Source organism: Halogranum roseipondis, assembly GCF_059695585.1.
Genome location: NZ_CM185235.1, coordinates 2,460,093 through 2,472,859, shown reverse-complemented (window position 1 = coordinate 2,472,859; position 12,767 = coordinate 2,460,093). Strand labels below are relative to the sequence as shown.

Here is a 12,767-nt window from a genome sequence, read left to right as displayed (position 1 = left end):
CCAGCGAACGGTTTTGTACAGTCCGCTGGTAGCAGTTGGCATGAGTGCACCTGCCAAGGAGTACGTCGAAGCGGTCCCGCTCGCCGACCTCCGCGAGGAGGGGCGAAAACTGGTCACGGTCGACGGCGCACACGTCGCGCTGTTCCACCACGAGGGCGAGGTCCGCGCCGTCGACAACCGCTGTCCGCACATGGGCTTTCCGCTCACCGAAGGGAGCGTCGACGACGGCATCCTCACCTGTCACTGGCACCACGCGCGGTTCGAACTCTCCTGCGGCGACACGTTCGACCCGTGGGCCGACGACGTCCAGGCGTACCCCGTCGAGGTGCACGACGGGACGGTGTACGTCGACCCCCATCCGGAACCCGACGAACCGCCCGCCCAACACTGGGCGAACCGACTGGAGGACGGCCTCGAACAGAACCTCCGACTCGTCACCGCCAAGGCCGCCATCGGCCTCGTCGACGCCGGCGTCGATCCGACCGAACAGGTCCGGCGAGGCGTCCTGTTCGGCACGCGCTACCGCGAGGGCGGGTGGAGCTCCGGCCTCACCATCCTGACGCTGCTGGCGAACGTCCTTCCGGATCTCCGCGAGGAAGACAGAAAGCGCGCGCTCTATCAGGGGAACGTCCACGTCGCGGCCGACTGTGCGGACCAACCGCCGAAGTTCGACCAGGAGGCGTTCGACGCGCGCGACATCGACCCGGAGCGTCTCCAGTCGTGGTTCCGCGAGACAGTCGAGGTACGCGACGCCGACGGCGCCGAACGCTGTCTCCGGACGGCGATCGCCGAGGGCTGTTCGCAGTCCGAACTGGCGGGGATGCTCGTCGCCGCCGCTACCGACCACCGCTATCTGAACACGGGCCACACGATAGACTTCGTCAACAAGGCCTGCGAGGCGCTCGATCTCGTCGGGTGGGAACACGCCGAGCACGTCTTGCCGAGCCTCGTCGAGGGACTCGCCACCGCCGACCGCGCCGAAGAGCGGTCGTCGTGGCGACAGCCGGTCGACCTCGCCGCCCGTCTCGAGGAGACGTTCGAGCGCCTCGACGACCTCGTCGACGCGGGTGAGGGTTCGGAGTGGACGGAACCCGACGGCTTCACCGACGCGCTCCACAGCGACGACCCCGAAGCCGTCGTCGTCGCGCTCGAAGACGCCGTCCGCGAGGGGGCGACGGTCGAAGCACTCGCCGCCGCCGTCGCGTTCGCCGCCGGGAAGCGGGTCGCGCAGTTCGGCACGTCCAACGAGTTCTCCGACTGGAACACGGTTCACCACACGTTCAGCTACGCCAACGCCGTCCACCAGTTGAGCCAGCGCACGGAGTCCAGCGAGCTCTACCGCGGCGTGTTCGACGCGGCCGTCAACGTCTATCTCGACCGCTTCCTCAACACGCCGCCCGCGCCGCTCCCCGACGAGGGCGACGCCGACGCGAACCCCGAGGAGTTGCTAGCGGACCTGCTGGAGACGTTCGACACCGAAGGGCGAGTGAACGACGCCGGTCGACTCGCGGCACACTACCTCGACGCCGGTGGCGACCCCGCCCGACTCCGACAGCGACTTGGCGAGGCACTGCTCCGCGAGGACGCCGGCTTCCACACCTACCAGGCGATCGAGACCGGGTTCGCCCAGTGTGACGAGCGCGCGGACGCCGGCGAGCGCCGGACGCTCCTCGTCGCCGTGGCCCGCTATCTCGCGGCTCACTTCCCGACGCGTCGCGAGCGAGAACAGACGTTCACCATCGCTGCGCGACTGCAGCGCGGCGAGATGATCCACGAGCGGTAGTCGGGTACGCGGTTCGGCCGACCGACGGCGCCGGGCGCCTCAAGCGCCCGGGATGCCGAGCGCACCCGGCGCGACCAGCCCGAGGAGGCTCAGCGCGTAGAGGACGACGACCGCCGCCAGCCACGCGACGAAGCCGACGCCCGCCGCGGCCGCCCAGCCGCCGGGGTAGCGCCAGTTGATGACGCCGACCCAGATGATGAGCATCAGTATCGGACCGATGAGCGGGATCCAGCCGACGAAGAAGCTCATGACGGCCCACACGAGCGCCCCGATGGCGGCGGTGACGAAGGCGTAACCGTACGACGCGGAGTCGTCGATGACGAGTCGTGCTCCCACCATGATCCCCAGCCCGCCGATGAGCAGGCTGATGAACGCGATGAGGATGGAGTCGACGAGCGCCATGATCAGTTGTCGACCTTCCAGCTGACGTCCAGTTCGAGCGACTCACGGTTCCCACGCAGAAGTGAGGAACGCTCGACCACCTCGATCTCGCTCTTGACCCGGTCGGGTGGGTGGAGCTGAACCGTCTTGTTGCCGACCGAGATGTCCATCTCGCCGTCCCGTTCGAACTGGTCGGCGATCGTTCGGAGGTAGTCGGCAAACTCGTCGCGGTTCATCTTCGTCTTGTGTTCGGTCGAATCCGCCATAGCTGTCAGTACGGGAGAATTCCGCAAAAGCCTACGGGCCGCTCGCCGTACACAGATGGTAAGCGACTTACGATGTGCCGCCGGAGATTTCGGCATGATAGCTGTCGTCGGCGGCGGAATCGCCGGACTCGCCGCTGCCTACCGGCTCCAGCAGCGTGGCCACGAGGTACAGGTGTTCGAGGCGACCGACGAGGTCGGCGGCCTCGCCGCGCTCTACGAGACGCCGGGAGACCCCATCGAGAAGTTCTACCACCATCTCTCGAAGTCAGAGGAGACCATCGTCGAGTTGGCGGAGGAACTCGGCGTCGGCGACCGCCTGGAGTGGCGCATCGGGAAGAACGCCTACTACGTCGACGGCGTCGTCCATCCGCTGGACACGCTCCCGCAGATCGCGGCGTACCCGCACATGAGCTTCTACGACAAGTTCCGCCTCGGGATGCTCACGCAGGAGATCGACGTCCGCGGCGGGGTTCCGAAGTTCGACACCTACGACGACCTCGAGGACTTCGAGCACGTCCCGATCAAGCAGTTCCTGCTCGAACACACCACTCGCGGCGTCTACGAGAACTTCTTCGAGCCGCTGTTGCGTGCGAAGTTCGGGAGTCGGATGGACGACGTCAGCGCCGCGTGGCTGCTCGGCCGCATCAAGTTCCGCGGCGAGCGCGACCTCCTGCGCGGCGAGTATCTCGGCTACTTCAAGGGCGGGTTCGCCCCCTTCCTCGACGCGCTCGTCGACGCGGTCGGCCGCGAGAACATCACCACCGACGCGCGCGTTCAGGAGGTCGCCGTCGACGATGGTGCGGTCTCTTCGGTCACCGTCGAGGCTGACGGAGAAGAGACGAGCTACGACGCCGACTCCGTCGTCGTCGCCGCGATGCCCAACGTCCTAGAGGACCTCGTCGGCTACGAGTGCGACATCGACTTCCAGGGGGCGGTCTGTGCCGTCGTCACGATGGACGAACCGCTGACCGACACCTACTGGCTCAACATCGGCCACGAGGCGCCGTTCGGCGCGCTCATCGAACACACCAACTTCGTGCCGCCGCAGCGGTACGGCGGCCAGCACCTCCTCTACGTCGCCAGTTACATCCAGGACTCCGAGGAGTGGCTCTGGCAGGCCGACGACGACGAGGTCGAAGAGCGGTGGCTCGACCACATCGGAGAGATGTTCCCCGACTTCGACCGCTCGTCGGTCCAGCAGGTGCGCATCGCCCGTAACCCGCGGGCCGCACCGGTCTACGAACGGGGCTACCTCGACATGGTCGTCCCCTACGATCTGGCCGACGACACCGCCGAGGGCGTCTACTACGCCGGGATGGCGAGTCGCGCCCAGTACCCCGAGCGCAGTCTCAATGGCGGCATCGTCGCCGGGTTCGAGTGCGCCGACCGAATCGCGAAGAAGCAGCGGGCCGATCGGACGGCCGACGGGCCGACGGCCGGACAGCCACAGTCGGACTGACCGCGCGAACGCAGCCCAACGAACCGTTCGCTCGGCTCAACTCGGCCGAGTTCTCCACCTCTCTTTGCCGTCGAACTCGGCGAGCAGCGTGTCTACCGGAACAGCCACGAGAGCGTCCGTCGGGAGCGAGAACGGCATCGACCCCAGCAGAGATTGTCATCGGTTCGGGACCGACCGGGATCGTATGCTGCGAACCGAAACCCCCTTATGCGAAACTGACTGACTAATCAGTTAGTGACCGTTGATTCGATTCCCTCCGACCCACCCGACGCCCACGAGTCGATCATGCGGGCGACCTATCGCGCGCTCTGTACGCACGGGTTCGCCGAGCTGACGATGCAGGACATCGCCGACGAGGCCGACAAGAGCACTGCCCTCCTCCACTATCACTACGACACGAAGGAGAAGCTCCTCGTGAGCTTTCTGGCGCACATGCTCGCACGGTTCGACGAGCAGATCGCCGAGACGGACGGCGCGTCGGCGACCGAACGACTGCAGTGTCTCTTCGACCGCCTCAGCCCCGACAAGGGCGACGAGGACCGCGACGGGTTCTACCGTGCGCTGTTCGAACTCCGGGTGCAGGCACCCTATCGCGAAGCCTACCGTGAGCAGTTGCGGGCGAACAAGGCGTCCATCCAGCGCATCGTCGCCGACATCGTGCGGGACGGCATCGAGACGGGCGAGTTCCGCCCCGTCGACCCCGAACAGACGGCCCGGTTCGTCCTCGCTGCCCTCGACGGCGGACGGAGCGCCGCGGTCGTCCTCGGCGACGAGGAAGATCCGGCGGCAGTTCGCGCAGGGCTGGACGAGTTCGTCCTCGAGAGCCTCCGACGGGACACAGACGACGCAGTCGAGACGACAGATACGGAGGCGACGGAGTGAGCGCCGCCGGTCGCGACGTCGACCTCGTCGACGGCGAGTTGGTGAGACCGATGTTGGTGCTGTCGCTCCCGATCGTCCTCTCGCAGTTGATGCAGGTCGGCTACAACCTCGCCGACACGTTCTGGGTCGGTCGCGTCGGCTCGACGGCCGTGAGCGCGCTGTCGTTCTCGTGGCCGATCGTCTTCCTGATGATCTCCATCGGCGGCGGGTTCACCGTCGCCGGCACGGTGTTGGTCGCCCAGAACAAGGGGGCCGGGAACCACGACGCCGTCGACCACGTCGCCGGACAGACGATCGGCTTCGTCGTGCTCGTCTCGGTGGTGTTCTCGGCCATCGGCTACGTGCTGACGCCGCTACTCCTCCCGCTCATCGGGACCACCCCCGGTACCGCCGTCCACACGATGGCGGTCGACTACACCCGGACGATCTTCCTCGGCGTCTACTTCATGTTCGGCTTCTTCATGTTCCAGGCGCTGTTGCGCGGGTGGGGGGACACGAAGACGCCGATGTATCTGATGGCGTTCGGCGTCGTCCTCAACGTCGTCCTCGACCCCTTTCTCATCCTCGGGTTCACGGAGAACCCCCTCTTCGGCGTCGTCGGTCTCGAGGGGCTCCAGTCGTCGCTGTTCGCGGCGACCGGGTTCGCCGGGTTCGGCGTGCAGGGGGCCGCCATCGCGACGGTGTTCTCCCGTGGTGTCGGCGCGCTGGTCGGGATGTACCTCCTCTTTTCGGGTCGCGTCGGCATCCATCTCTCACCGCGCGACCTGATCCCCGAGCGCGAGACCGTCGAGAAGATCGTCCGCATCGGCGCGCCGTCGAGCGTCGAGCAGTCGACGCGCGCACTCGGCGTGACCGTCCTGACGGCCGTCGTCGCGTTCGCGGGGGCGCAGGCCGTCGGCGTCGACACCGAGGCCGCCGTCGCCGCCTTCGGTATCGGTAACCGCCTGAACTCGCTGGTGTTCCTCCCCGCGATCGGACTGGCACAGGGGACCTCGACCGTCGTCGGACAGAACCTCGGGGCGGACCAAGCCGAGCGCGCGAAACGGGCGGTGCTCGCGAGTTCGGGTATCATCGCCGCCGCGCTCGTCGGCGTGAGTGCCGTCGCGTCCCTCTTCGCCCGCCCCATCGTCGCGGTGTTCATCCCCGGCGAGGAAACCGTCATCGGGATCGGCGTCGACTATCTCCGCATCATCGCGCCGACGTTCGCCTTCCTCGGCGTGTTCAACGTCGTCAACGGCGGGTTCCGTGGCAGCGGATCGACCCGAACGGCGATGGCCTTCTCGCTCGTCTCGCTGTGGGTGCTCCGCATCCCGGCGGCGCTCGTGCTCGTCACGCAGTTCGGGTTCGGTCCGACCGGCGTCTGGTGGGGGATCGCCTTCTCGAACGTCGCCGCCGCGGTGCTCGGGTTTCTGTGGTTCCTACGGGGGACGTGGCAGAACAACGTCGTCGACACGTCGCGACCGACGCCGGCCGACGATTGAGAGGGGTTCGGCTACTCCGCCGCTTCCTCGGGGTCGGCACCGCCGCGGGTGATCTCGCCGCTGTCGTCTTCGACGTAGACGTCGTCGGCGAACCCGCCTTCGGCGTGCGGATGCTCGGGGTCGTCGAGTCGCTCCGGCGTCGACGCGGCGTCGGGGATCTCGCGGTTCCGGAAGTCGCCGAGCGGGTCGGCGATGGTGATGTCGTGCGTCTCGAAGAACGGCTGGTACCGCTCGTAGTGTTCCTCGAGTTCGTCGACCGGGAACTCCATCATCTCCGTCCAGCCGTGGTTGTAGAAGTCGAAGTTCGCCTGGATGTGGGTGATCTCCCGCGCCTGCGCCTCGGTGAACCCCGCTTCGAGCGCCGACACGTAGGTGTCGAACGTGCAGTCGAAGAACGCCTCCATGTGCGGTTCGCGCTCCTCGCGACGACCCTCGGCCGCCTTCTCTCCGAAGACGTCGACGTGGAGATCGACGAGTTTCTCGGTGACTTTCTCGCCGACGACGGGTGCGGTCAACGCCTGCTTGAACGCGAAGTGTCGCACGTTCTGACGGAGTTTCATGTGTCGGAGTTGGAATTCCGTCGCCTTGAAGGCCACGCTACCGGTCGTCTCGCGGTCCGCGACGACGGATCGACGCCGGTCCGTCCGCCTCGCTCGGTCGATGGGCCGTCGGGCGGTTTCGGTCGCGACATTCGGCTTCTAACCTCCTTATACCCCTTTCAGACGAGGAATGGTGAAGATAGCAACCCACATTAACCCCGGATACAAACCCCCTGCACATGACAGAGTCGTATGTGATAATCGGCGACGGGATCGCAGGGAGTTCCGCCGCCGAGACCCTCCGCGAGGAGGCACCCGACGCCGACATCACCGTCATCACCGACGAGGGGGAGGCCCTCTACAATCGGATCCTCATCAAGGAGTTCGCCAAGGGGAAACTCCCCGAAGCGCCCATCTCGATCCACGACGAGTCGTGGTACGAGGAGCGCGACGTCGAACTCCGACTGAACACGCACGTCAAGAACATCGACCCCGAGGGACACACCCTCGAGACCCACGAGAGGAGGTGCTCGACTACGACAAACTGCTCGTCGCCACGGGCGGGACGCCGACGCAGCTGCCGGTCGACAACAGCGACGCCGAGGGGGTCCACCACTTCTGGACGTTCCAGGACGCTCGCCGCATCAAACAGAGCGCAGAGTCCGGAGAACAGGCCGTCATCGTCGGGGCCGGCCTGCTCGGTATCGACCTCGCGGCCATCTCGGGTGCCCAGGGGATCGACGCGAAGTATCTGATGCGGGGCAACGCCTGGTGGCGTTACGCGCTCTCGGAGGAGGGCGCCGAGATCATGCACGACGCGATGCGCGACGTCGGCGTCGAACCGGTCTTCGGCAGCGGCGTCGACCACTTCGAGACCGACGACGACGGCCACGTCACCGCCGCCGTCGACCCGAACGGCGACCGCTTCGAGTGTGACTGGGCGGGCGTCGCCATCGGCCTGAACTTCAACACCGAGATCCTCCAGGGGACCGGCGTGAAGCAGGACGACGGCGTCCTCGTCGATCAGCACATGCAGACGAACGTCGACGACGTCTACGCGGCCGGCGACCTCACGCGCTTCTACGACACCATCCTCGGCGAGTACGCCCAGAACGGGTCGTGGGGGAGCGCGAAAGAACAGGGGACCATCGCCGGCAAGAACATGGTCGACCCCGAGTCCGCGGAGTTCCGCTGGGTCTCCTCGTACTCGATCACGCACTTCGACTTCCCGTTCCTCTCGTTCGGTCATCCGACCATCGGCGACGACGAAGTCGAGAAGAAGTACTCCGACACCGAGTACCGCCGCCTCGCACTGAAGGACGGCAAGATCGTCGGCGGCGTCCTCATCGGCGACCTCGCGCCGCAGAGCGCCTACAAACGACTCATGAAGGAAGAGCGCGTCGTCGGCGACCAGAAGGACGTCCTGATGCAGAAGAAGTTCGACCCCGACGACCTCGCACCGACTCAAGAGCAGTAACCCCGACTCTCCCGCCCGTCTTCCGTCTCTCGTTCACCCGCTCCCGTCTTCGTTCGACCGTCCCGTTTCTCACCTCGTCGTCCGTCTCGATCCAACTGTCTCGTCGTCTGGATAGTCGTCAGCAGTAACTTTTATGTACGACTGTGGTCATTGGTATCGTATGTCACAGTCCGTCTCACCGGCAGTACAGTCGCTGTCACGCGTCGAACAGGTCCACCCCTCGGCGCGGGTACGCCACTTCGACCAGTTGAGTGAGCCGGCACAGGAGTACGTGCTCGCGTGGGCCGACGACGAGACCGTCCCGAAGGTGGTACCCGACGACCTCCAGTCGGGAGACGTCGTGGTCTTCACCGACTACCTCCGCGTCGACTGAGAGCGCTTTCTACGGCGACGCCACGTCCGGCAGATCGAGCGGACCGTGTGTAGACGGCGTCAGTACGCGACCGAAGCGGTTTTGCGAGACCCGACGCGAGTGTAGACCATGGACAACAGCGGGACGATGACGCTCGCGTTCGAACTGGAGGCGCTGAAGGAGGTCGCCGACCCGAGCGCCGTCTTCGAGGATGCCCGACAGTGGACGAAGTACGTCGGCGTCGTCAGCGAGAAGCCGACCTACGTCGTCACCAACTTCACGCGCAAAGAGCGCATCCGACAGGACTTCTTCTCCGGCCCTCGCGGCGTCGAGGAGAGCCTGGAGAACGTCAAGCGGCAGTTCGACACCGACCGCCACGTCTTCGTCGGGACGACCGACGAGGACCGCGAGGTCGCCGAGGGCTGCGGGTGGGAGTTCCTCCACGTCGAGGACGCCGCCGAGGCCGCCGACTGGACGCTCGCCACCGGCGACGACGACGAGGAGGACCCGTTCGACGCCGAGACGCGCGACGACTGGCCCTGAGACGTCCGGCGGGAGAGTGTCGTTATCGAAAGCCCTAATCGGCGAGACTCCTACTGAACCGATAATGAGTCACCAGCTGCCCGACGTCCAGGCGACGCAGCCCGACGTCACCGTCGGGCTCAGTCAGGTCGGCGTCACCGGCGTCGAGAAACTCGTGAAGCTCGCCCGCGACGGGAAGCGTCCACTCATCCTGATGGCGGAGTTCGAGGTGTTCGTCGACCTGCCGGGCGGTCGGAAGGGGATCGACATGAGCCGCAACATGCAGGTCATCGACGAGGTGCTCGAGGCCGCGGTGAGCGAACCCGCCTACCGCGTCGAGGACCTCTGTGGCGAGGCTGCCGAACGGCTCCTCGCGAAACACGACTACACCACCACGGCGGAGGTCAAGATGACCGCGGACCTCATCATCCGCGAGGACACTCCCGCGAGCGAACTCCAGACCCAGAGCACGACGAAGATCATCGCCAGCGCGACCGCGACCGACGAGGGAACTCGCGAGGAGATCGGTGCCGAGGTCGTCGGGATGACCGTCTGTCCCTGCTCGCAGGGGATGTCTGCCTCTCGCGCTCGCGACGTGCTACAGGACCTCGAAGTCGACGACGACACCATCGAGGAGTTCCTGGAGAAGGTTCCCCAGCCGGGACACTCCCAGCGCGGCCACGCGACGCTCACCATCACCAGCGAGGGGTCGCCCGACGTCGACCTCATCGACATCGTCGACGCCGCCCGCGACTCGATGAGCGCGCGCATCTACAACCTCGCGAAGCGACCCGACGAAGACCACATGACCTACCACGCCCACGCGAACGCCAAGTTCGTCGAGGACTGCGTGCGCTCGCTGGCGGAGTCGGTCGTCGACCAGTTCGACCACCTGCCGGACGACGCCGTCGTCCACATGAAACAGTCGAACGACGAGTCGATCCACCAGCACAACGCCCACGCCGAGCGCGAAGTGACGATGGAACGACTCCGCTCGGAGATGCGTCCGTAGGTCGCGATCCGCGGTTCGGACCCCGTCCGTTCTCGTTGCTTACTCCGACAGCGACAGCGACAGCACCTCGGCGCTCTCCCAGCGGGGGTCGAAGACGCGGCGGACGTCGCTGGCGAACTCGGGGTCCTTGAGGTCGATCATCGCGAACGTCTCGCCCGGGTCCAGCGGGTTCGGCACCTCGATGCAGACCTCCGCGTCGTCGATGAGGTTGAACGTCCCCGAGACGTTGTCCGTCGTCCGCACCTCGAACTGCGGGTGGTCGACCAGATAGTCCGCGTACCGGTCGCCGACGCTCGGCGGGAGCGTCTCGACTAGCTCCGGCGACATCAGGAGCAGCACCTCGACGCCGCGGTCGAGCGCCTGCTCGAGCTCCTCGACGACGAGTTCGCCGACCTCGCCGAGGTCGAACTGGACGGACGACGACCCCGCGACCATCACGATGTGGCGGTCGGCCGCGGCGAGGCGTTCGAGCAGCAGGTCCACCGTCTCGTCGGGGCCGACGGCCGCCGTCCAGAACTGTCCCTCGACGGGTTCGCTCGCGTCGAGTTCGTCGACCAACTCGTCGACGATCCCCTCGTACTGGCGGGCCTTCTCCTCGAGCTCCTTCCGTTTGTCCTCCAGCAGTCGGTCCAGCGCCGTGTCGGGTTCGACGGCGACGTACTTCTTCGGTCGACTCGCCGCCTGACTCCGGACGAGACTGTACTGCTCGAGGGTGTTGAGCACGTCGTAGATGCGGCCCATCGGCACGTCGCTGGCTCGTGACAACTCCTTCGCCGTTGTCGGTCCGGTTCGCAACAGCGCCCGGTACGAGCGAGCTTCGTACTCCGACAGCCCGAGGTCCCGAAGGTCGGCCATACTCCACCAACGAAAGCCACGAATAAAAACACATCGGACGTTTACACGGAGAATCAGTTGGTCGGTTGTTTCGGTCGTCCGGTTCAGAGTCGCCCGGTTCAGAGTCGTGCGTGTTCGGCGACCGTCGCCATCAACTCCTCGGGTGTCTCGGCGGGATGTCGCTCGTCGCCGTCGAGGAGATACGCCGTCCCGGCCTCGTAATCGCCGGCGGCGTCGGGGAGGACGATCTTCTCGTGGTCGGCGATGCGGAGCGCGGCACGGTGGAGGTCCGAGCCGACGTCGTCGGCGACGGCGACCACGAGCGGATCGCGGCAGAGTCGGGCGGCGACCCCGCCGTAGCCGGCCACCTGCACGCCGATTCTGTCGGCCGCGCCGGCGAACGCCCCGATCGCGTCGCGGGCGACGTCGCGGTACGACTCGTCGTCGGCGAGTACCGCGAGATCGAGCAGTGCGTCCGCCATCTCGACGTTGCCGTCGAGGGGACGGAGCGGTCTGTCGAGCATCCCCGGTCCGGCCGCCGGACCGTCGCGGAATGACCCCTCGTCGAACAGCTCCTCGACGGCGGCGTCGGCGACGGCGCGGGCGACGTCGAGTCCCTCGCCGAGCACCTGCTGGGCGCGACAGAACGCGGCGACGACGCGGGCGTGGTCTTCGAGCAGGAGCGACTCGCCGACGTCGTCGCCGGCGACGAAGCGAGTGACGACGCCCTCACGCTCCCGGCCGACGAGGTCGGTCCGGAGGGTGTCGAGGATGCGCCGCCCGTACTCGCGGGCGTGTTCGTCGTCGGTGTAGGCGTGGTAGGTGAGAAGCGCGTCGGCGGCGAGGGCGTTGCCGCCGGCGAAGACGGTCAGGTCGGTCCGGGGTCGTCGCGCCTCGGCGCGCTCCTCGGCGTCGAGCAGGTAGTAGTCCCGTCCCTCGGCCGGTCCCTGACTGCCGCCGACGCCGAGGCCGGTCCAGAGCTCGTCGGTGAGGTAGTCGACGGTCCGGGCGGCCGGTTCCCGGTAGACCTCGTCGCCGGTGTAGAGGTAGGCGTTGGCGAAGGCCCGCAGGAGCGTGGCGTTGGCGTCGACCCGTTTCTCGTGGTGGACGTCGCTCCAGTCGCCAGCGCCGGCGTAGCGGAAGAACCCACCGGAGACGTCGTCGAACAGGTGGTCGCGGACGGCGTCGAGCGTCCGCAGCGCCTGCTCGCGTTCCCGCTTCAGCGCGAACTCGACGGTCCGGGCCATCGGGAACTTCGCGTCGGACCCCCACCCGGCGAACCGCTCGTCGTACTTCTCGCTCAACTGGCCGGCGAGGTGTTCCTCGATGGCGGGGGTGACCTCGCTCGACGGCGTCGGGTTGCCGGCGAGTGCGCGGGGGACGCGTCCGGCCTCGGAGCCCTTCGCGTCCCACATCTCGCGGACCCGGTCGAGCACCTGTCGCATCCCGTCGGGACCGAGATACATCGCACCCGTCAGCAGTTCCCCGTCGGGCGTCAGAAACGCCGTGGTCGGGAACCCGCCCATGTTGTAGCGTTCGCGGACGCGCGGGTGGCGGTCGACGTCGACCCGAATCGGGACGAACCCGTCGTTGACGTTGGCGGCGATGCGCGGTTCGGCGTACGTCTCGGTGTCCATCTCGTGACAGCTGGCGCACCACGTCGCCGACAGCGAGAGGAGGACGGGCTTGCCGGTCTCGCGAGCCTCGTCGAAGGCCGCCTGCCCCCACTCTCGCCACTCGACGTGCGTCTGGTCGGTCATGCCTACGAGTCGGAGGCGG

At 66.9% G+C, this 12,767-nt stretch carries 12 protein-coding genes and 1 pseudogene; 8 read left to right on the top strand and 5 right to left on the bottom strand.

From position 1 onward, the window contains the following. The first annotated feature begins 40 nt into the window (after window positions 1–40). Window positions 41–1,783 (top strand): Rieske (2Fe-2S) protein, encoded by a 1,743-nt coding sequence (locus EOHIBHHM_RS12925; RefSeq protein WP_497251200.1) that lies wholly within the window; start codon window positions 41–43, stop codon window positions 1,781–1,783. Window positions 1,784–1,822: 39 nt separating this feature from the next. On the opposite strand, the gene EOHIBHHM_RS12920 is transcribed toward EOHIBHHM_RS12925, so the two are convergent. Continuing rightward, window positions 1,823–2,185 (bottom strand): hypothetical protein, encoded by a 363-nt coding sequence (locus tag EOHIBHHM_RS12920; protein ID WP_497251198.1) that lies wholly within the window; start codon window positions 2,183–2,185, stop codon window positions 1,823–1,825. A gap of 2 nt (window positions 2,186–2,187) precedes the next feature. Further along, window positions 2,188–2,430: an amphi-Trp domain-containing protein gene (locus tag EOHIBHHM_RS12915; protein ID WP_497251196.1), complete on the bottom strand. Its 243-nt coding sequence runs from the start codon at window positions 2,428–2,430 to the stop codon at window positions 2,188–2,190. Between the two features lie 94 nt (window positions 2,431–2,524). Between EOHIBHHM_RS12915 and EOHIBHHM_RS12910 the strand changes: the two genes are divergently transcribed. The 3 genes from EOHIBHHM_RS12910 (at window position 2,525) to EOHIBHHM_RS12900 (ending at window position 6,252) form a co-directional block, all read left to right on the top strand. Beyond that, window positions 2,525–3,889, top strand: a complete 1,365-nt coding sequence (locus EOHIBHHM_RS12910; protein WP_497251194.1) for an NAD(P)/FAD-dependent oxidoreductase — start codon at window positions 2,525–2,527, stop codon at window positions 3,887–3,889. 234 nt (window positions 3,890–4,123) lie between these two features. Then, window positions 4,124–4,771 carry a TetR/AcrR family transcriptional regulator gene (locus EOHIBHHM_RS12905; protein ID WP_497251192.1) on the top strand — a complete coding sequence of 216 codons (648 nt, stop codon included), beginning with the start codon at window positions 4,124–4,126 and terminating at the stop codon, window positions 4,769–4,771. Continuing rightward, a complete protein-coding gene (locus EOHIBHHM_RS12900) occupies window positions 4,768–6,252 on the top strand; it encodes an MATE family efflux transporter (protein WP_497251190.1) in 1,485 nt (494 codons plus the stop codon). Before EOHIBHHM_RS12905 ends, EOHIBHHM_RS12900 begins: the two co-directional genes overlap by 4 nt. An 11-nt stretch (window positions 6,253–6,263) precedes the next feature. On the opposite strand, the gene EOHIBHHM_RS12895 is transcribed toward EOHIBHHM_RS12900, so the two are convergent. After that, window positions 6,264–6,812: a DUF6149 family protein gene (locus tag EOHIBHHM_RS12895; protein WP_497251188.1), complete on the bottom strand. Its 549-nt coding sequence runs from the start codon at window positions 6,810–6,812 to the stop codon at window positions 6,264–6,266. Between the two features lie 218 nt (window positions 6,813–7,030). On the opposite strand from EOHIBHHM_RS12895, the pseudogene EOHIBHHM_RS12890 reads away from it, so the two are divergent. The 4 genes and pseudogenes from EOHIBHHM_RS12890 to mptA all read left to right on the top strand — a co-directional run bounded on the left by EOHIBHHM_RS12890 (window position 7,031) and on the right by mptA (window position 10,154). After that, window positions 7,031–8,268, top strand: a pseudogene (locus EOHIBHHM_RS12890) (NAD(P)/FAD-dependent oxidoreductase). 160 nt (window positions 8,269–8,428) lie between these two features. Then, window positions 8,429–8,641 (top strand): DUF7979 domain-containing protein, encoded by a 213-nt coding sequence (locus tag EOHIBHHM_RS12885; RefSeq protein WP_497251186.1) that lies wholly within the window; start codon window positions 8,429–8,431, stop codon window positions 8,639–8,641. A 108-nt stretch (window positions 8,642–8,749) separates the two neighbouring features. Continuing rightward, window positions 8,750–9,163, top strand: a complete 414-nt coding sequence (locus EOHIBHHM_RS12880; RefSeq protein ID WP_497251184.1) for a DUF7124 domain-containing protein — start codon at window positions 8,750–8,752, stop codon at window positions 9,161–9,163. A 64-nt stretch (window positions 9,164–9,227) separates the two neighbouring features. Next, window positions 9,228–10,154: a GTP cyclohydrolase MptA gene (gene mptA, locus EOHIBHHM_RS12875; RefSeq protein WP_497251182.1), complete on the top strand. Its 927-nt coding sequence runs from the start codon at window positions 9,228–9,230 to the stop codon at window positions 10,152–10,154. Window positions 10,155–10,193: 39 nt separating this feature from the next. Here mptA and EOHIBHHM_RS12870 read toward each other — a convergent pair whose 3' ends face one another. Together EOHIBHHM_RS12870 and EOHIBHHM_RS12865 are read right to left on the bottom strand one after the other, a co-directional pair. Next, window positions 10,194–11,009, bottom strand: a complete 816-nt coding sequence (locus EOHIBHHM_RS12870) for a TrmB family transcriptional regulator (RefSeq protein WP_497251180.1) — start codon at window positions 11,007–11,009, stop codon at window positions 10,194–10,196. Between the two features lie 98 nt (window positions 11,010–11,107). Then, on the bottom strand, window positions 11,108–12,748 hold the full coding sequence (locus EOHIBHHM_RS12865; RefSeq protein WP_497251178.1) for a DUF255 domain-containing protein: 1,641 nt from the start codon (window positions 12,746–12,748) through the stop codon (window positions 11,108–11,110). Window positions 12,749–12,767 lie beyond the last annotated feature (19 nt).